At 65.0% G+C, this 17,415-nt stretch carries 16 protein-coding genes; 5 read left to right on the top strand and 11 right to left on the bottom strand.

Annotated features, from left to right (window positions below; all coding sequences use genetic code 11):
* Positions 1-2: 2 nt before the first annotated feature.
* Positions 3-3,254: an efflux RND transporter permease subunit gene (locus tag CRO12_RS17375; protein WP_097065271.1), complete on the top strand. Its 3,252-nt coding sequence runs from the start codon at positions 3-5 to the stop codon at positions 3,252-3,254.
* A 122-nt stretch (positions 3,255-3,376) separates the two neighbouring features.
* Here CRO12_RS17375 and CRO12_RS18090 read toward each other — a convergent pair whose 3' ends face one another.
* Positions 3,377-3,514, bottom strand: a complete 138-nt coding sequence (locus CRO12_RS18090) for a hypothetical protein (protein ID WP_169716278.1) — start codon at positions 3,512-3,514, stop codon at positions 3,377-3,379.
* A 98-nt stretch (positions 3,515-3,612) separates the two neighbouring features.
* Here CRO12_RS18090 and CRO12_RS17385 point away from each other — a divergent pair, with 98 nt between their 5' ends.
* Together CRO12_RS17385 and CRO12_RS17390 are read left to right on the top strand one after the other, a co-directional pair.
* Complete coding sequence (locus tag CRO12_RS17385) at positions 3,613-4,308, top strand: RNA-binding protein (RefSeq protein WP_144033634.1); 696 nt, start codon at positions 3,613-3,615, stop codon at positions 4,306-4,308.
* A gap of 83 nt (positions 4,309-4,391) precedes the next feature.
* Positions 4,392-5,624 carry a helix-turn-helix domain-containing protein gene (locus CRO12_RS17390; RefSeq protein WP_144033635.1) on the top strand — a complete coding sequence of 411 codons (1,233 nt, stop codon included), beginning with the start codon at positions 4,392-4,394 and terminating at the stop codon, positions 5,622-5,624.
* 180 nt (positions 5,625-5,804) lie between these two features.
* Here CRO12_RS17390 and CRO12_RS17395 read toward each other — a convergent pair whose 3' ends face one another.
* From CRO12_RS17395 to CRO12_RS17425, 7 genes are all read right to left on the bottom strand, one after another.
* The gene (locus CRO12_RS17395) at positions 5,805-6,866 is read right to left on the bottom strand and encodes a BsuBI/PstI family type II restriction endonuclease (RefSeq protein WP_097065274.1); all 1,062 of its coding nucleotides are present in this window, start codon (positions 6,864-6,866) and stop codon (positions 5,805-5,807) included.
* Complete coding sequence (locus CRO12_RS17400) at positions 6,863-8,635, bottom strand: HsdM family class I SAM-dependent methyltransferase (RefSeq protein WP_097065275.1); 1,773 nt, start codon at positions 8,633-8,635, stop codon at positions 6,863-6,865. Before CRO12_RS17400 ends, CRO12_RS17395 begins: the two co-directional genes overlap by 4 nt.
* A complete protein-coding gene (locus CRO12_RS17405; protein ID WP_097065276.1) occupies positions 8,632-9,207 on the bottom strand; it encodes a recombinase family protein in 576 nt (191 codons plus the stop codon). The genes CRO12_RS17400 and CRO12_RS17405 overlap by 4 nt, the downstream gene beginning before the upstream one ends.
* Positions 9,208-9,341: 134 nt before the next feature.
* Positions 9,342-9,824, bottom strand: a complete 483-nt coding sequence (locus CRO12_RS17410; protein ID WP_007406258.1) for a c-type cytochrome — start codon at positions 9,822-9,824, stop codon at positions 9,342-9,344.
* A gap of 14 nt (positions 9,825-9,838) precedes the next feature.
* Positions 9,839-11,074: a molybdopterin-dependent oxidoreductase gene (locus CRO12_RS17415; RefSeq protein WP_007406293.1), complete on the bottom strand. Its 1,236-nt coding sequence runs from the start codon at positions 11,072-11,074 to the stop codon at positions 9,839-9,841.
* 89 nt (positions 11,075-11,163) lie between these two features.
* Positions 11,164-12,315: a TDT family transporter gene (locus CRO12_RS17420; RefSeq protein ID WP_007406242.1), complete on the bottom strand. Its 1,152-nt coding sequence runs from the start codon at positions 12,313-12,315 to the stop codon at positions 11,164-11,166.
* A complete protein-coding gene (locus tag CRO12_RS17425; protein ID WP_007406272.1) occupies positions 12,312-13,184 on the bottom strand; it encodes a LysR family transcriptional regulator in 873 nt (290 codons plus the stop codon). Before CRO12_RS17425 ends, CRO12_RS17420 begins: the two co-directional genes overlap by 4 nt.
* Before the next feature lie 146 nt (positions 13,185-13,330).
* Here CRO12_RS17425 and CRO12_RS17430 point away from each other — a divergent pair, with 146 nt between their 5' ends.
* On the top strand, positions 13,331-14,398 hold the full coding sequence (locus CRO12_RS17430) for a molybdopterin-dependent oxidoreductase (RefSeq protein WP_007406227.1): 1,068 nt from the start codon (positions 13,331-13,333) through the stop codon (positions 14,396-14,398).
* Positions 14,395-14,907 (top strand): MgtC/SapB family protein, encoded by a 513-nt coding sequence (locus tag CRO12_RS17435; RefSeq protein WP_007406274.1) that lies wholly within the window; start codon positions 14,395-14,397, stop codon positions 14,905-14,907. Before CRO12_RS17430 ends, CRO12_RS17435 begins: the two co-directional genes overlap by 4 nt.
* 51 nt (positions 14,908-14,958) lie before the next feature.
* Here CRO12_RS17435 and CRO12_RS17440 read toward each other — a convergent pair whose 3' ends face one another.
* The 3 genes from CRO12_RS17440 to CRO12_RS17450 form a co-directional block, all read right to left on the bottom strand.
* Positions 14,959-15,729 (bottom strand): anti-sigma factor family protein, encoded by a 771-nt coding sequence (locus CRO12_RS17440; protein ID WP_007406229.1) that lies wholly within the window; start codon positions 15,727-15,729, stop codon positions 14,959-14,961.
* A complete protein-coding gene (locus CRO12_RS17445; protein WP_007406239.1) occupies positions 15,726-16,235 on the bottom strand; it encodes an RNA polymerase sigma factor in 510 nt (169 codons plus the stop codon). Before CRO12_RS17445 ends, CRO12_RS17440 begins: the two co-directional genes overlap by 4 nt.
* 1 nt (position 16,236) lies before the next feature.
* The coding region (locus tag CRO12_RS17450; protein WP_097065279.1) for a YncE family protein at positions 16,237-17,415 on the bottom strand (1,179 nt) is incomplete at its 5' end.

Consider the following 17,415-nt stretch of genomic DNA (forward strand, 5'->3'; position numbering starts at 1 on the left):
CCATGATCTCCCGCCTTGTCACCTTCTCGGTCGAGCGGCGCTGGCTAGTCCTGCTGCTGACCCTTGTCGCCGCGCTCGCGGGCATCTTCGCCCTCCAGCGCCTCCCCATCGATGCCGTCCCGGACATCACCAACAACCAGGTGCAGGTAAACGTCCTCGCACCCTCGCTGTCGCCCGACCAGATCGAGCGGCAGGTCTCGTTCACGATCGAAACCTCGCTCAAGGGTATTCCGGGCCTTGCCTATACCCGGTCGCTCAACCGCAACGGCTTTGCCCAGATCACGGCCGTCTTTACCGACGCGACCGACATCTACTTCGCCCGCCAACAGGTCGCCGAGCGGATGCGGATGGCCGAGGAACGACTACCGCAGGGCGTCATGCCCGAGATGGGTCCGATCGCGACCGGTCTCGGCGACATCTTCATGTGGACCGTCGAGTTTCAAGAACTCAACCGCGTGAAGCATCGCGATGGCGAACCCGGCCTCCAGCGTGACGGCAGCTACATCACCCCCGAGGGCGAACACCTCGTCAGCGAACGCGACAAGGCGACCTACCTCCACACCGTTCAGGAGTGGATCGTGTCGCCGCAGCTCCGCGGCACCGAAGGCGTCGCCGGCGTGGACTCGCTGGGCGGGTTCGACCGTGAGTATCTGGTCATCCCGGACCTCCAGCGGCTCGCATCGATGCGGCTGACCGTCCAGGACCTCGCTACCGCGCTCGAGCGCAGCAACACCAGCATCGGCGCAGGCACGGTCGATCGTAACGGCGAAGGCCTGTTCGTCCGCTCGGACGCGCGGGTGCGCACTGCGGACGAGCTGTCACGCACCGTCGTCGCGAGCCGCGAGGGCGTGCCGATCGTGCTCAATCAGGTGGCGACCGTGAAGGCTGGGCAAGGCATCCGCACCGGCTCGGCATCCGAGAACGGTCACGAAGTCGTCGTTGGCACAGCCGTGATGCGCATCGGCGAAAACAGCCGCACCGTCGCGACCGATGTCGGCGAACGGCTTCAGGCCATCGGCCGATCGCTGCCGACCGATGTCGTGGTCAAGCCGGTGCTCGATCGTACCAAACTCGTGAACTCCACGATCGCGACGGTTGCCCGCAACCTCGCCGAAGGCGCGGTGCTGGTCATCGTGGTGCTGTTCGTGCTGCTCGGCAATTTCCGGGCGGCGCTGATCGCCGCGATGGTGATCCCGATCACGATGCTGCTCACCGCCATGGGGATGCTGCGTGCCGGCGTCTCGGCCAATCTGATGAGCCTCGGCGCGCTCGACTTCGGTTTGATCGTCGATGGTGCGGTCATCATCGTAGAGAACGCGCTGCGCCACCTCGGCACGCGCCAGCACGAAACCGGGGGTGTCCTCCCACTCAAGGAACGCCTCGCCATCGTGGCGGCGTCCGCCCGCGAGATGATCCGGCCATCGGTCTATGGGCAGGCGATCATCATCCTCGTCTACGCACCGTTGCTCACCTTTAGCGGCGTGGAGGGCAAGATGTTCGAGCCGATGGCGCTCACCGTCATCATCGCGCTCGTCTTTGCCTTCGTGCTGTCCCTGACCTTCGTTCCGGCGGCCATCGCCGCCTTCCTCGCCGGCAAGGTCGAGGAGAAGGAAAGCCGGATCGTGGTTTGGCTCAAGCGCCGCTACGAACCCGGCCTCAATGCCGCCATGCGGCGTCCGAGCGTCACCATCGGCGGGGCGCTTGCCGGCGTCTTGGTGGCGGCACTCGCTTTCACGACGCTGGGTCAGGAGTTCCTGCCGCAGCTCGATGAGGGCGACATCCTCGTCCAAGCCTGGCGACCGCCCGGCACGTCGGTCGAGCAGAGCCAGCGTATGCAGTTCGCGGTCGAGAAGACGATCAGTCGTGAGCCCGAAGTGCAATATGCCTTCTCGCGGACGGGCACGTCCGAGATCGCCAGCGATCCGATGCCGCCCAATGCGACCGACACGTTTGTGATGCTGAAACCTCGCCAAGAATGGCCCGATCCGAGCCTACCCAAGGAGGAGCTGGTTGAGCGCATCGAGAAAAAGGTCTCGACCATCCCGGGGAACGGTTATGAGATTACCCAGCCGATCCAGATGCGCTTCAATGAACTTGTGGCCGGCGTGCGCGGCGATATCGCGGTCAAGGTGTTCGGCGACGACTTTGCCAGCATGAATGCGACCGCAGTCCAGATCGCGGACGTGATGCGCAAGGTGCCTGGTGCAGCGGATGTCCGGGTGGAGCAGACCGAAGGACTGCCGCTTCTCGACATTCGTCCCAACCGGGACGCGATGGCGCGGGTCGGTGTTTCTGCCGGCGACGTCCAGGATGTCGTTGCGGCAACCGTAGGTGGCAAGCAGGCTGGCGTGATCTTCGAAGGCGACGCCCGCTTCCCGGTCGTGATCCGTCTCAGCGAGACGGCACGAGCCGATTTGCAGACCCTTGGGCAGATTCCGGTGCCCACCGCGAGCGGATCGTTCGTGCCGCTCGCCAGCGTTGCGGACATCGGTCTCGGCGACGGGCCAAACCAGATCAGCCGGGAGAACGGCAAGCGGCGTGTCGTGGTTCAGGCCAATGTGCGTGGCCGGGACGTTGCCGGCGTTGTCGAGGAGGCGCAGGCCAAGATAGCGCAACAGGTCGCGTTGCCGGCCGGCACCTATCTGACCTGGGGCGGCCAGTTCGAGAACCTAGCCAGCGCCCGGGCACGCCTGACGATCGTGGTGCCGATATGCTTCGCCGTCATCATGCTGCTGCTTTACGGTGCGCTCGGATCGGTGCGCGACGCGTCCCTGGTCTTCACCGGCGTGCCGCTGGCGTTGGTCGGCGGTATCCTCGCGCTCGTACTTCGCGGTCTGCCGTTCTCGATCTCTGCCGCAGTCGGGTTCATCGCGCTGTCTGGTGTGGCAGTGCTCAACGGGCTGGTGATGGTGTCCTCCATCCACGACCTGATGCGGGAAGGGATGGATCGGGCGCGCGCCGCCCGCGAGGGAGCACTGCTCCGATTGCGGCCCGTCGCGATGACCGCGCTCGTCGCCAGTCTCGGCTTCGTGCCGATGGCGCTCGGCCACGGGGCGGGCGCCGAGGTCCAGAAGCCGCTCGCCACGGTGGTGATCGGGGGACTTATCTCAGCGACCCTGCTCACCTTGTTCGTTCTGCCGACGCTATACGCGCGGTTCGGTTCGATGGTCACGGCGTCGCAACACACCGAAACACACAACAAACAGGAGACGCTTATGGCGCGTGACTACGAGGATCAATCACCCCTGCATTGATGATGCAGGGGTATCCGTCATCCATCAATCCTCATCTTAATATCGTTTCTTGGACGCTCGGCTGGATCGGCTGGAAACCGATCCCATGACATGGGGACCGATTACCAACCGGCCCCCATCGATCACTTTTTCTTCTTGTCCGGGCGCTGGGACAATGCCGACCCCGCGGCCGTTTTTGAATCCTTGCCCGTGCGACCATCGCGCAGGACGTTCGATGCGGCTTTGCCCGCCTTCGCGCTGGTGTGTTCGTTCTTGGCCATGACCAATACTCCTCACGGGCGCGATGTTTTTCGACACCCTCATTGCATAACGCGAATTTATGGGTATTGTTTCCGTCATAGCGATGAGGAACGTCAGATTGATCGACATCCGGAAGGCCATCCTTGCAGCCCTAAAAAAGGAACTGCTGCTCGATCTTGAAGATCAGCTTCGCGCTGCCGCACTGGAAGCGTCCAGGGCAGGCGCGGCTTTGCCGATGAACGCGAAACGGCGTCGTGAAGCTGAGGGGCAAATCCGCTTTCGCCTTCAGGAAGAGCGCTATGAGGAGGTGGTCCAGCAGCACGGCGGACACCTGCTTCCTGATGGAGTCATGTGGGGCACAGACCTGAAGGTGTTCCAGCCCTTTGCCCGCTTCCCCGGACCGGAGACGGCTATCATACTCGGGTTCGCCTCAATGCCTGAACCCCGCAAGATTCCACCCAAGAACCAGTCTCGCGCGGCAGGCGTCACACTGAACGTCTCGCTGCAAGCCAGTCTGTTCGACGGTGACGATTGCCCGAAGGCGACCGACATTTTCGTGCTGTTCCTCACTGCTCGTGACCGCCGGCAGGCAGGCATGATCGAGGAAATCGCGATCGGGGTGATCGGAGCGGACTACAAGGATTTCATCTTCTACGCATCGCTGGACGATTTCATTCAGGGCTACGAGAGCGAGCCGGCCCGGCCGGGTGGACCGGACGGAACCGATGGTGGTGCCAAGGTGAAACTGCGACCGACCCGCAAGCGATTCATGCCGCCCGAGCAACAGCCCGATACCGAGGTGGGCGAAGCATAACCGGTCAGACTGGCGTTTTTAGTAACAAGTACAGCGTTTGCTCCGCATCCTTCTTGGGTGCGGAGCCATAGGGACTCGAACATATGCGTATCGGCACCCCCGGGTTCATTCCTGCAAGGCTTACCGAAGCACGCGAGGCGCGGCGCATTCCGTCAAAGGCCGCGCTTGCGCGTCGTCTGGGTATGAGCGCCACCACCACCTCCCGATGGGAAGATGAAACGTCGGGCCAGACTCCCGATAATGCGACACTGATCCGTCTTGCCGGTGAACTGGGTGTACGCCCCGAATATTTTCTGCGTCCGCCCTTCCACAGCGATCGGCCTACCTTCCTTCGATCGCTGGCGAGCACGCTGGTGCGCGATCTGGATTTCCAGAAGGCGCAGATGCACTGGTTGCAGGAAATCAGTTTTGTCATCGGGCATTACGTTGATCTGCCCGAGGTGGACATTCCCGACGTGCTTGATGGCGCAAGCTATACCCAGTTGCGCGACGAGGATATCGAGGAAATCGCGCTTCGGCTTCGGCGTCACTGGCAGCTGGGTGAAGGACCATGCGGCGACGTTGTTGCGATCATGGAACGGATCGGCATCGTGGTTGCAGCCATCCCCATGAACACGACCAAGCTTGATGGACTATGCAGCTGGTCCCCGATCGATGGCCGTCCGCATGTCCTGCTGGCGACGGACAAGATGTCATTCCCACGGCGTCAGATGGATGCAGCGCATGAACTTGCCCACGCCGTCCTTCATCAGGCCGTGCCGGCAGAGGAGTTTCAGGTCAATCTGCGGTCTATAGAGCAGCAGGCATTCCGTCTGGGCAGCGCATTGCTGATGCCTTCGACAACATATCCCAAGGATGTGCGTCATGCGTCGCTGGCGATGCTCGTCAGCCTGAAAGAGCGGTGGCGGGTTTCGGTCAAGGCCCAGATAAAGCGGCTGTCTGATCTGGAAATTATCCCTGAGGAGTTTTCCCGACAGCTCTACAAGCTTTATTCGGCGAAGGGGTGGTCGAAGGGCGAACCGCTCGACCAGCATTGGCCGATACAGCCCCCGCGGGCGCTGCGGGACAGCCTGAACCTGATTGTTGAAAACAACGTCCGCAGCAAGGCGGACCTGCTTGCTACCGAATTTACGATCTCCAGCACTGACGTCGAAGAGCTGTGCGGTTTGCCGCCGGGCTGGTTTGACCGGGATGCTGCGGAGGTGGTTTCGCTCAAGAGGCATCCCGCGGACGGGCCGGGCGTGCACTATGACGATGCCGAAGTGATCGCTTTCCCGGACCGGCGCCCTCATCCCTGGTCGGGCCGATCATCGTAGCGGTTGGAAACGCTATCCGCCGATCGGCATCAGCCGCACACCTCCCATCACGCTCCAAAAATTCAGGAGACGCTGATTGGCGATCTCAACGTGGGTCGGGCCTCGCGAAACATGGGTGAAAACTGCTCAACCTCATGCTCGACCCAAAATCTGAAAATTTTCGCTTCTGCAGGCTTCCTTTCAAGGCCGCCCCTGCAGCCCTCCAGGGGCCTGACTGAACACCACCAGCCTCTCCGGCTCGGCTGCGAACCATGCGTAGCTACCCCATGCCAAGCTATCGACTGTCTTCTTGAATGGCCCAGCGCTGCGATCGAGGAACGCTGTCACGAACGCGACATGCTCGGCAGGAAAACCCGTCTCGGCGACCAACGCCTCCAACGCCTCCTTGCGACGTTCGCTGATCGGGCCATCGGTCGCAACCACCTCCACGAACACTAGTAACGGATGCGTTGGCCCGAGGTCGACGAGGATCGTGTCGGGCAGGTTTCGGTCTGCCTGGATGGCGAGACCGATCGACCGCGCCAGTTCGTCGTCGCGCGTGACCACCTTGTTACCACTTTCGCTGAGGAACAGGACGGCAGGATCGGCGAGGAAGGTGGGGGCGAACACCTCGACCACCGCCTTGGTAATCTCCGAACTGGGGCCAGGCTTCATCCGGCGCGTCTCACCGTTCGGGAAGGTGACCAACACCTGATCGGCGCTAACCCCGGCACCGCGACGAACGATCGCCAGCCGGGCGAGCGCGCCCTTGTTCAACGCCTCGCCCTGCCACGTCGCGATCTGGGCCTGCAGCGCTTCGCCGGCGAGGTCCGGGTCGAACAACGCGGCGAAACCCGCTTTCAGCGCATAGCGCGGCTTGCTCGACGTGGTGGCAAGGTCGGTGCGCTCGGTCACCGCGCCGATTGCCACCAGCCCCTCGCGCAACGTCTCGTCACGGATCGGCTCACGGGTATTGTCCTGATACCAGCGTCGCCCCTCGACCTGGCTCCCGGTGCGCAGCACGCCAGTCGCATAGCCAGTCCGGTACGCATCGTCGGTCCGCGCCGCCTGTTCATCGGTCATGCGATAGACGTGCTTGGGACCGAGATACGTCCCGCTGCCCTCAACCGCGTCGATATAGAGGGCGACGAACACCGTGCTCGCCGCCAGCATCCGGGTCAGATAGGCGCGATTGGGCGCCCCATCGGGGAAGATCTCCTGTAGCCGGGCATGAACCTCCTCACGGGTCAGCAGCGGCATCATGGTGCAACTTGCCCATAGAGGCGCGCCAGTTCATCCTCGATGGCGGCACCGCGGCGGACCAGCGCCTCCACCTTTTTCATCGCGGCAGGTGCGGGCAGGGGCAGCGCCTCCATCTCGAACGCCGATACCGCGACGCTACCGTTGATGCAGCGGAAGAGCTGGTCGACGATCGCGCTGTTCAGCACCGCCGCGACCGTCGCTGGCGATACCGCCGGTCGCGCACATGGCCTGACCATGTTCAGGTGGTTCTCGACCACCACGCCGCCATGTTGCGCGATGAAGTCCGCTGGCAGCTCGGCCGCAATCAGGCGACGCGCCTGCTCCTTCGCGGTGGTGCGCTGGACGAGGACGCACGCTTCCTCGACCAGCAGCCAGGCATCACCGCGCTCGATCTTGAAATAGGGCGCATGGTTGCGCTTCTCGGCTCGGAACGCGAAGTGCCCATTCGCCGACACGGCTTCAGCCCATATCAGCGGATGTGCCCCGCGCGCGGGGCGGAGCCGCATCTGGTCCTTGTAGCGATTCCACACCAGTGGCCCCGTCGAGACGCGATAACCCCAGTCGGCAAGCCGCGCCGGCATCGTCTCGGCTTTGGCGATCAGGGCGCTGTGCCGCGGCTCGCGCGGCGCGAGCCACGGTTGCGAGGCGGGGGAGGGCAGGCCGATCGTACCGTTGCGGATGACGCGGGCCTCGCGCTCGTTCGCGACCTCGACATAATGGACTTGAGCGCGGCCGGGCTTGGCTCCACGCTTGTAGGCCGCCAGCAACGTCTCCTGCAGCACGTCTTCGAACACACCGCGACGGGCATGGACGAAATCGATCGCGACAGGCGGCGCGTCCTTGGCGATCAGCTCGCGGAGCGCGGAATAGTAATGACCCGACAGGAAGCTGGTCGGCGTCAGATAGGCGATCGTCCCGCCCTTCTTCGTCCAGCGCACGGCGATGTCCGTGAATACACCATAGAGATTGGCGTGACCGTAAAGGCCGCGTGCGAACCGCTGACGCTGCTCAGGGGTGAGGGTGATGCGCCCATATGGGGGATTGCCGATCACCAGGTCGAAGCGAGCGCTGGGCACCTCCTCCAGCGTGTCGGCGACGCGCACAACGATTGGGGCTACACGGCCCGCGGCGGCAGCGACGTCCGCCAGCAGCAGTTCAATCGCATTCTGCCCAAAGCCCGCGGCATATGGGTCCAGCTCCAGCCCGGTCAGGCGGGTGCCGATCTGCCGCAGTACGATCGCCGGCTCGGCCGTGGGAAGCGCAGCGATCATTCGTTCGGCTGCAGGCAACAGGAACGCACCTCCGCCGCTCGCCGGATCGAGCACGCGCGCACGGGTCCAGTCGATCCCTTGTTCCTCGGCCATATCGAGCAACCGGTTCGCCAGTGCCGGCGGAGTGTAAAATGCTCCCATTGCCCCGCGCTCCCGTGCCGCGAGCAGGGTCGTGTAGAGGCCGGTCAGGAAATAAATCGCCTCGGCGATCGGCAACGGCGCGGCTTCACGCCCGACCACTGCAGCCAGCTCAGCGACCGCGCGATCGAGCCGGCCATAGGGCGCGGCGAACGGTGGACTAAGGATCGCATGGGGTCGGGCTTCGACGCGATAGGTGTCGATCGCAGCGCGCGTGAACAGCGCTGCCATGTCCCGGCGTCGTGGTTCGGGCAGCGTCTCCGCCCAGGCCCGCGCGAGCAGGCGGGCGCGGGCAAGTTCGTTGCGTTGCGCATCGAGGTCTGCTGGCAGATCGCGGAGTAGGGCAGGGGCAAGGCTCATGCTATGGCCGATCGGTTGCGATGATCGCGAAGCACGCGCTGCACGGTTGATCGCGAGACGCGGAACAAGCTGGCGAGCTGCGCCGGTGATCCCTGGCCGGATTCAGCCTTAGCGACGATTTCGGCGCGCTGCTGCCGGGTGAGGCTTGGCCGGCGACCCAACAGACGTCCAGCCTGGCGCGCGTGTGCCAGGCCGCTCATGGTGCGCTCGCGGATCATGGCGCGCTCGAACTCGGCAAAGGCACCCAACGTCTGTGCCATCAATCGTCCAGCCGCCGTGGTGGTGTCTACGGCCTCGGTCAGCGACCGGAAGCCCGCACCGGCCATCGCAACCTCTTCCAGAGTGAACAGGAGGTCGCGTAGCGAGCGGGACAGGCGATCGAGCTTCCACACTACCAGTACATCGCCCGACTGCAGGCTTCGGATCGCGCGCGCCAGCTCGGGCCGATCGGTCTGCCCCCCCGAGGCTTCCTCGCGAAGGATCGGATCGCACCCCGCCGCAGCGAGCGCAGCGACTTGGACATCGAGGTCTTGGTGATCGCCGCGGGACACCCGCGCATAGCCAATTTGCATACGCGCGTTCTGACACGGGATTCTGACACCTGTAAACCCGCGGAAATGCGTGGGTCAGCCGGTGGTGTCAGAACCGGACGGCTCCGACACCGTCCCGATTGGGATGGTATTTCGGGATTATGGAAGTAGATCGGTTAGCCGGTTCCACCTGAGACATCAGGAGCCACTTTGGGGTCCGGGTCCTGCGCCTTGCCGGTCGCGGGTGCCACCTTCTGGCTCGGCATAGCGGTGAGATAAGCAACGATCGCATCGACGTCCTTCTCGGCCACTGGCGCCTTATACACCTCACGCATCTTGGTGACGGTCGCCTTCCACTGATCCGCCGATAGCGCAGGCTGGGTCAGCGCCATGCTGGCTGAGTGGCACGAGGTGCAATTGGCATTGATGACGTCGGCGTGCGGACCGTCGGGGTAGGTCGCGTCGTCGGCCGGCAGGTCGACGCTGGTCGAGGCAAGCGAGAAGCCGCGCGCTGACACGCTGGCGGCCGGTGCCGGCTCAGACATCTCGGAGATCGGAACGGGCGCCTTGCGGCTGCTCGGCGCGCCGATCGAGACGAGGATGATGCCGGTCAGGCCGATCAGGCCAGCAGCCATCATGCCGGGAGACGGAGTCTTCATGATTTGCTCGCTCCTCAGGCCGCGATGATGGTGGTGGTTTCAATGTTGCCGCGCATGAACCCGCCGGGATTCCAGATCGGCTTCATCGGCTGAGCGACACCGTTGGTGTTCCAGCAGCGCACCATGATGGGGTTAGGCCCGCGTCTCAGCGGCACCCGCCCGTCCCAGCGCCGGAAGCTGTACCTGCCCTCGTCCGCTCCGAGCGTCGTCCTGTACCAGGTGCGGCCACCGTCCGACGACACATCGACCTTGGCGACGCCGCAATCGCCGCCCATTGCGATGCCGCCGACCGGGATCGACGCTTCATAGGCGATCGCCTGACCATCGGGCAGGCTGGTCATCCAGCTACGCGGGATCATGCGATTGATCGGTACGGTCGGGAAGTCCTTGGCACCGGGCGCGACATTCGCGCCGGGTGTCGCGGGGATCTTGTAGGCCTTGGCCATCCAATACTGGTCGTCAGGGCCGGGCAGTACCTCGATCGCGTTCAGCATCTTGACCCAATAGGTCGAGTACCAGCCCGGCACGATCAGCCGGCAGGGAAAGCCGTTGAGGAGCGGCAGTTGCTCGCCGTTCATGCCGAAGGCGATCATGACCTCGCCGTCGCGGGCATGGTCGATGTCGAGTGCCTTCTCGAAGTCAGGAGCGCCCGCCACGACCGGCTGATCGAGAGCGCCGAAGCGCACCTGCACCGCGCCTGCCTTGACCCCGGCGAGGTCGAGCACGTCGCGCAGGCGAACGCCGAGCCACTTGGCGTTGCCCATCGCGCCATTGCCCCATTGCGCGCCGGCGACGCGCGGCTGGAACAGCCCGCGGCTGTTGCCCGAGCACTGGTTCACCGCCGCCATCTCGACCCGTGGAAGGCGCAGCAGCTGAGCGAGGCTGATCGACAGCGGCCGATTGACGTGGCCGAAGACGTTGAGGCGGAAACTTTCGACGTCGATCGAGGTCGGTATGTCGGCCCAGTGCCAGCGGACGAAGAACTGGTCGTTGGGCGTGAACACCGACTTGTCGAAGACCTCCATCGGCGTCTCCAGCAAGGGTGGATGGACGCGCTGGAGGATCATGCTGCCCTTGCCGGGAAAGGCGCTGGTCATCGGCCGCTCGGCATTGCCGCCGGGCAGCTTCAGGTCGACGAGCTGCTGCGCCAGTGCCGGCGCGGCGGCAAGGCCGGCGGTGCCGAGCGCGGCATGGCTGAGGAAGCGGCGACGGCTGGTCTCACTCGCCAGCCCGGCGTCGAAATTGTCCATGACAAGGCTCTCCTGTGGCCAGTCACGCTGGCGGATCGAAGGGGCATTCTGCAAGTGATCGGACCGACTGATCCGATCATCATGGCGGATCAGTTCGGGGTGGCGATGCAGGGCGAGACGAACAGGTTGCCCCGCCATGCACCGGCTAGCGTCTTGGCACCGACCAGCAGCCACATCGCCGCGAGCGCAACCGTCAGCACCGTGCCGACGATACCGAAAAACATAAGGTTCAGCGTCGTGCCGAGGCGGAAGGTGGCGACGGTGTAGACGCCGAGCGGGAAGGTGTAGCCCCACCAGCCGAGGTTGAACGGCACGCCCGCGCGCCAGTAGCGGATGGTGATAAGCGTCGCGAGCGCCAGCCACCACAGGCCGAAACCCCAAAGGCAGAGCCCGGCGACAACGCCGATCCCCTGCGCGACGGTGCCGACGCCGGCTAGCCCGTGCGCGGTGAGGATCGCCGGCGCATCCGCGCCGAGCACCAGCATGCCCAGAGCACCCGTGCCGATCGGCCCCAGCGCCAGCCAGGAAGATGCCGCCATGCTTTCATGCGGCAACTTGTGGAGTGCCATGCGCAGGATGAGGATGGCGAGGATGCCAAACGCGACCGGCACCGAATAGGCCCACAGCACATAGGAGGTCGCGAGCGTCACTATCTGCGCGTGGGGATCGGTTAGATGCGGCGCGAGCAGCCCGCCGCTGGCGCCCGCCACTTCGGCAGCGACGACCGGCAGCAGCCATACGGCGGTCATGCCGTCCAGGCTGTGCTCGTGGCGGGTAAACATCAGGTAGGGGATCAGCACGCCGCAGGCGAGCGACATGGCGACGTCGATCCACCACAGGATATGCGCGACCGGCACGATGCCATTTCCGAACCGCGCGATGCCGAAGGCGAGACAGCCGTTGATGATCGTTGCCAGCCCCATCGGAATGGTCCCGATGAACATCGACACGGTGTTGTGCCCGAAGATGCGCCGCGCCTCGTGCCCGAACATCACCCAGCGCGCGCCATAGAGGCCGGCGAACAGCGCGAAGAGCGCGATATTGAAGAACCACAACACCTCGCCGACAGGTTTAAGCGAAGGCCCGATGCCGGGCACCTGCGGCAGCGCGAGGGCAAGGATGCCCGTGCCCATCGTCGCGGCGAACCAGTTGGGCGTGAACTGGCGGATCATCTCGCGGGGGTGATCGAGCCGGCTGAGCGGCTTGAGGCCGCTGAGAACGGAGTGCGTGTCGGCAGTCATGCGACCTGCTCCTTGATGAGATCCGTCAGCGCGTCGGCCGCGCGGGTGCGATAGCGTTCCTTGTGGCGCAGCGCGTGAAAGGCGCGGTCGGGCAGCCCGAGCGGCAGCTCGACGAGATCGCCAGCCTTGAGCGCGCGCGCGACGACCAATCGCGACAAGACGGCAACGCCGGCACCGGCCTCAACGGCGGTGCGCACCGCCTCGTTGGACGGCAGCGTCATCGCTATCGTCAGCTGGGCCGGATCAAACCCGCGCGTTCGCAGCACGTCCTCGAAAGTCGAGCGCGTACCCGATCCCTGCTCACGGACGATCCAGCGTGTAGTGCGCAGCCAGGCCTCGTCGATGCGTTCGGCTTCCTCGCGGCCGACCAGCACCATTGGGTCATGCCCGACATTCCAGTGGGCAAGCGCCGGTTCGTCCACCTCGCCCTCGACAAAGCCGAGTTCCGCCGCGCCGCTCAACACCTGCGCTGCCGCGCCTTCGGTGTTGTCGATCGCCAGCTCGACCGCGATCTGTGGGTGGCGTTCGTGGAAGGCGGCGAGCTTTGCCGGCAACCAATAGCTCGCGATCGTCTGGCTGGCGACGATCCGCAACGAACCACGCGCGAGCCCGGCATAGTCCGCGAGCATCGTCTCGGCATGCGCTGCCCGCCCCAGCACCGCGCGCGCTTCCTCCAGAAAGCCGCGGCCTGCCTCGGTAAGCTGGATGCCACGCCCGACGCGGTGGAACAGCGGAACGCCGTAGCGCGCTTCGAGGGCCGCAACCGCCCCGGAGGCAGCAGACTGCGTGACGTTCAGCGCCTCCGCTGCCTTGGTGACGTGTTCGCGCTCCGCGACACCGACGAATATTCTGAGCTGCTCCAAAGTCATGCAGCATATATCGCGTACTTAGATCGATACGACCAACCGTTTGATATGGTCATTCCAATCTGGATATCGGAATGGTCGGCAGCCTTTCGTCTGCGATGGTCTCGAAGACTTGAAGCGTTACGCGTGCCCGCGACGTTTGATCGTCCATGACCGATATGATCGAGCGCAGTTCTGATCCCTACAATGCCGAGCCGACGCCCGGTGCGTTGATCGAGCGGTTTCTGACGCCGCAGGCGCTGTTCTACGTGCGCAGCCACGGGCCGGTGCCGGATCTGCCCGCCAATCATCGGATCGAGGTGAGCGGGAGGGGCATGGCGAGCCGCTTCTTCTCGGTGCAGGAACTGAAGAGCACGTTTGCCACGCGCACGGTAACGGCGGTTCTCCAGTGCGCCGGCAACCGGCGTACCGATCTCCAGCAGGTCGCCAACACCTCCGGCGATCCGTGGGACGTAGGCGCGATCGGCAATGCGGAGTGGACCGGCGTACGCTTGGCCGATGTGCTCGATGCGGTCGGCGCGCCGGATGCGTCCGAGCTGTTCGTGGCGTTCACCGGCGCGGACGAGGTGGACGTGGAGGGTGAAGAAGCCTTGTTCGGGGTATCGATCGCCATGAGCAAGGCGCGGGAGCCCGACGTACTCCTCGCCTGGGCGATGAATGGCGAGCCGCTGACGCCCGAACATGGCGCCCCGCTCCGCATGGTGGTGCCTGGCTATGCCGGGGTCCGCAGCGCCAAATGGCTGACACGGATCGAGGTGCGTGAAACGCCCTCCGAGGCACCGATCCAGGCGCACGACTACAAGCTCTTCCCCGCCGCTGTGACGAGCGACACCGTCGACTGGAGCCAGGGTCTGACGATCAATGCCATGCCGCTCAACGCCGCGATCTGCTCGCCCGGTGCGGGCGAGAGTTTGGCCGCCGGAGAGGTGCGGATTGAGGGATATGCCATTGCCTATGACCGCCGTATTTCTCGGATCGAAGTGTCGGTGAACGGCGGTCGCGACTGGCAACAGGCGACCTTCGCCGATGATCCGGAGACGCGCTGGGGCTGGCGGCGCTGGATCCTTGACGCCACACTTGCCAAGGGACGCCAGCACCTTGTCGCCCGTGCCTTCGACGAGACCGGGCAGGGACAGCCCGAGCGGCCGGATACGATGTGGAATTTCGCCGGCTATCTGTGCACCGCCTGGCATCACGTTCACGTGCTGGTCGAATGATCGAAGCATCAGCGGCACCGGACGTCGCTTTCTGGATCGATGCAATTGGCCGGCTGGTGGTGGCGACCGCGGCCGGGATGGTGCTCGGCTGGGAACGCTCGCGTGAGAACCGGCAGATCATGGGCCTGCGGACGCTGGGTCTGGTCGGTCTGGCGAGTTGCATCGCCGTTCAGGCGATCGTGCATAGTGGCTTGCCGAACGTGAACGCCGATGCCGCAGGACGGGCGATGCAGGGCATTCTGTCCGGCGTCGGCTTCATCGGTGCCGGTGCGGTGCTGCGGGTCGGCCAGGGTCAGGAAGTGCATGGATTGGCGACCGCCGCGTGCATCTGGGTGACAGCCACGATCGGCGCGGCAGCAGGGTTGGCGGTGTGGCCGCTCATCATCGGCGGGGTGAGCCTTGCAATGCTCGTCCTGTTCGTCGGCGCGCCGCTGGAACGCCGCATCCGCGAGCGAGCCCGTCTGACGCCGGCCGAGACCGACAGGAAGGATGTCGAGCGCAAGCCGTGATCGCGCTGGACCGCCCGGTGCCCGTCGGCGCCGGGAGGCGGCAAGGCGCTATCAGGACACAAGCGCGGCATCTGCCTGACGCCGGACTTCATCGGCGATCGGATGCAGTTCGGCCGCGGGTCGCTCGCCCACCACACTATAGCCGATCCCGTCGACCGCCCATGTGACCCGGCCCATGGTCCCGCTGGACGTGCTGGTCATGCTCGCGGTCTTGTCGATCTGCATGGGCCTCGTCAGCACCGCAAGTTTCGACGCTTGCGGTCCGTCGTAGAGGAGCAGTGCCGCAGGGCCGTGGGGCGTCGCGACCAGTCGCCCCCCGCCATAGCGATAGCCGGCCGTGCTGAGGTCCGGGATCGTGACGCGCTCACCCAATCGAGCGGAGGTCCATCGGATCAGCATGGCGCGCTGGTCGGGGCCGATCTCCGCCGGTCGTATCCGGTCGGCGGCATAGACACGGAAATTATCACTCGCCTCGTTGGCCAGCGCCGCGATGCCCGCGCGGGGTTCGCCGCTCCACCGCGCGCTCGACCAGCCACCGCCAAACCCCAACGCCAGCAGAAGTGACGCGGCGATGGCGAGCTGCCAACGCGGTTGCCGTTGCCGTCCCCTGATCGCTGCCACGCGCATCGTCGCCGGGATCGGTTCATCCGCGACGGGGGCGAACAGGGATGCAAGGGCTCGCGCCTGCTCCGCCTGCTCTCGCACACGGGCATGCACGTCCGGCTGGCCTTCAAGATAGGCGTCGACCAGGCGCTGCCGCTCGGGCGACAGCCTGCCATCGATCCATGCGGCCAGATCGTCCTCGCCGATCGGGCTGGTCATTGCACGCTCCTCAATCGCGGCCGTTCACCCTCCCGGAGGAGGGTCGCCAGACGGTCGCGCCCCCGCGATATGCGCGACATTACCGTGCCCAGCGGCACGCCGACTACGGCAGCGACCTCCGCATAGGGCAGGCCCTCGACCGAGACCAGGAGCAGCACCGTTCGCTGTTCTTCAGGCAACGCATCAAGCGCGCGCAGCAGGTCGCGGTGGTGCAGGCCTGTGTCCTGATCGGCCGGGCGGCCGAGCGCGGCGTCGTCCACGAGGTGGAGCGGAACCGCCGTACCTCGCCGGCTATGCTGCCGCTGATGATCGACCAACAAATTGTGCAGGATCGCATAGACCCACGGGCGGACCTCCGCACCCCGTCGCTGTCGCCAGCGCCCGACCGCGCGCTCCAGGCAATCCTGCACCACGTCATCCGCCATCACCCGGTCGCGCAACCACGACCGGGCATAGCGGCGCAGCCCGGGGATCAGCGGTTCGATCGCGGCGGCAAGCGGGTCCATCTCAGTCGCGCTGCACCTGCACGATGCGCCCCGGCGCGCCGTTCACCACCTCCGCAACCGCCAGAAAGCGCCGGGGTGTCGCGGTGCTGCCCTGAACGATCTGGCGGATCGGACCCGATGCGTTGACGATCGCCGCACCTGCCGGGTTGCTCATGAAGTTCGCAAGCGGCTCTACAGCGCCGCTGCCGTCCGCATTGGCGGTCAGTACGAGCATGTAAGGCTTCTTGGGCTGCAAACCGGTAACGGCACTCTGCACGACCTGAATGATGCCCTGGTCGAAGAGGGTGATGCTGCTTGCCGTACCTTTGCCGCCAATCGGCCCCATGGTCAGATGCAGCGCCTTGCCCGCTGTGCCGAGCGGCTGGAGATTGTCGGTGCCGGGGCCTGTCGGAACTGCGTTCGACACATAGGCGATCGCCTGCGGTGCCTGTCCGACCGGCACGGTAGCGACGACCGTGTTGCCGGCAGTGTCGATCGCGGCCAGCTCATCGGAATTCTCTAGCCCGACATAAACGCGCCGGCCGTCGCCCGATGGCCAAACACCGTGCGGCATCTTGCCGACCGGAATTGTTGCCACCGGCGTGAAGTCGGACGTGCGGAACACCTTGACCACATTCTCTCCGCCGACCGTCACATACGCGAACTGCCCCTTGGCCGTGCGGGCGAAATTGACATGGTTCGTGATAGGCCCGGTATCCAGCACCTTCAGGATCGCGAAGGGTGGCCGAGCATCGAATGCGACCGTCTTGCCGATGTCCTTCAGCGTAAACCACACTTGCTTGCCGTCCGGCGTCGCGGCGATGTTGGGGCAGAAGGGGCTTGGCTGCGCCACCTGTCCGACCTGCGCGTGGGTCGCGACATCGAACACAGCCAATACCGGATTGAACGAAGAGCAGACATAGCCGTACCGGCCATCGGGAGAGAAGATCGTCATGCCCGGACCACCGGGCGTCTTGATGCGCCCCGTCTCCTTGTACGTCGTGGGGTCGAGCACGGCGATATAATCCTCGCCGCGGACCGTGACCCACACCTCCTTGCCGTCCGGCGTGAAGAACGCCTCGTGCGGACTGCGCCCGACATAGGTCGTGTGCTTGACGGTGTTGGTGGCGGTGTCGATCCACGACACGGCGTTCGATCCGATCGACACGACCGCCAAGGTCTTCCCGTCCGGCGAGAAGCC

Origin of the sequence: Sphingomonas guangdongensis (assembly GCF_900199185.1) — a bacterium.
GTDB classification, from domain to species: Bacteria; Pseudomonadota; Alphaproteobacteria; order Sphingomonadales; family Sphingomonadaceae; genus Sphingomonas; species Sphingomonas guangdongensis.

Coding starts and splice junctions, on each gene's coding strand:
- CRO12_RS17405 (WP_097065276.1), bottom strand. CDS start 9,207: ATGCAAATTGGCTATGCGCGGGTGTCCCGCGGCGATCACCAAGACCTC.
- CRO12_RS17415 (WP_007406293.1), bottom strand. CDS start 11,074: ATGGACAATTTCGACGCCGGGCTGGCGAGTGAGACCAGCCGTCGCCGC.
- CRO12_RS18090 (WP_169716278.1), bottom strand. CDS start 3,514: ATGGCCAAGAACGAACACACCAGCGCGAAGGCGGGCAAAGCCGCATCG.
- CRO12_RS17420 (WP_007406242.1), bottom strand. CDS start 12,315: ATGACTGCCGACACGCACTCCGTTCTCAGCGGCCTCAAGCCGCTCAGC.
- CRO12_RS17390 (WP_144033635.1), top strand. CDS start 4,392: ATGCGTATCGGCACCCCCGGGTTCATTCCTGCAAGGCTTACCGAAGCA.
- CRO12_RS17435 (WP_007406274.1), top strand. CDS start 14,395: ATGATCGAAGCATCAGCGGCACCGGACGTCGCTTTCTGGATCGATGCA.
- CRO12_RS17445 (WP_007406239.1), bottom strand. CDS start 16,235: ATGGACCCGCTTGCCGCCGCGATCGAACCGCTGATCCCCGGGCTGCGC.
- CRO12_RS17395 (WP_097065274.1), bottom strand. CDS start 6,866: ATGATGCCGCTGCTGACCCGTGAGGAGGTTCATGCCCGGCTACAGGAG.
- CRO12_RS17410 (WP_007406258.1), bottom strand. CDS start 9,824: ATGAAGACTCCGTCTCCCGGCATGATGGCTGCTGGCCTGATCGGCCTG.
- CRO12_RS17400 (WP_097065275.1), bottom strand. CDS start 8,635: ATGAGCCTTGCCCCTGCCCTACTCCGCGATCTGCCAGCAGACCTCGAT.
- CRO12_RS17430 (WP_007406227.1), top strand. CDS start 13,331: ATGACCGATATGATCGAGCGCAGTTCTGATCCCTACAATGCCGAGCCG.
- CRO12_RS17425 (WP_007406272.1), bottom strand. CDS start 13,184: ATGACTTTGGAGCAGCTCAGAATATTCGTCGGTGTCGCGGAGCGCGAA.
- CRO12_RS17375 (WP_097065271.1), top strand. CDS start 3: ATGATCTCCCGCCTTGTCACCTTCTCGGTCGAGCGGCGCTGGCTAGTC.
- CRO12_RS17440 (WP_007406229.1), bottom strand. CDS start 15,729: ATGACCAGCCCGATCGGCGAGGACGATCTGGCCGCATGGATCGATGGC.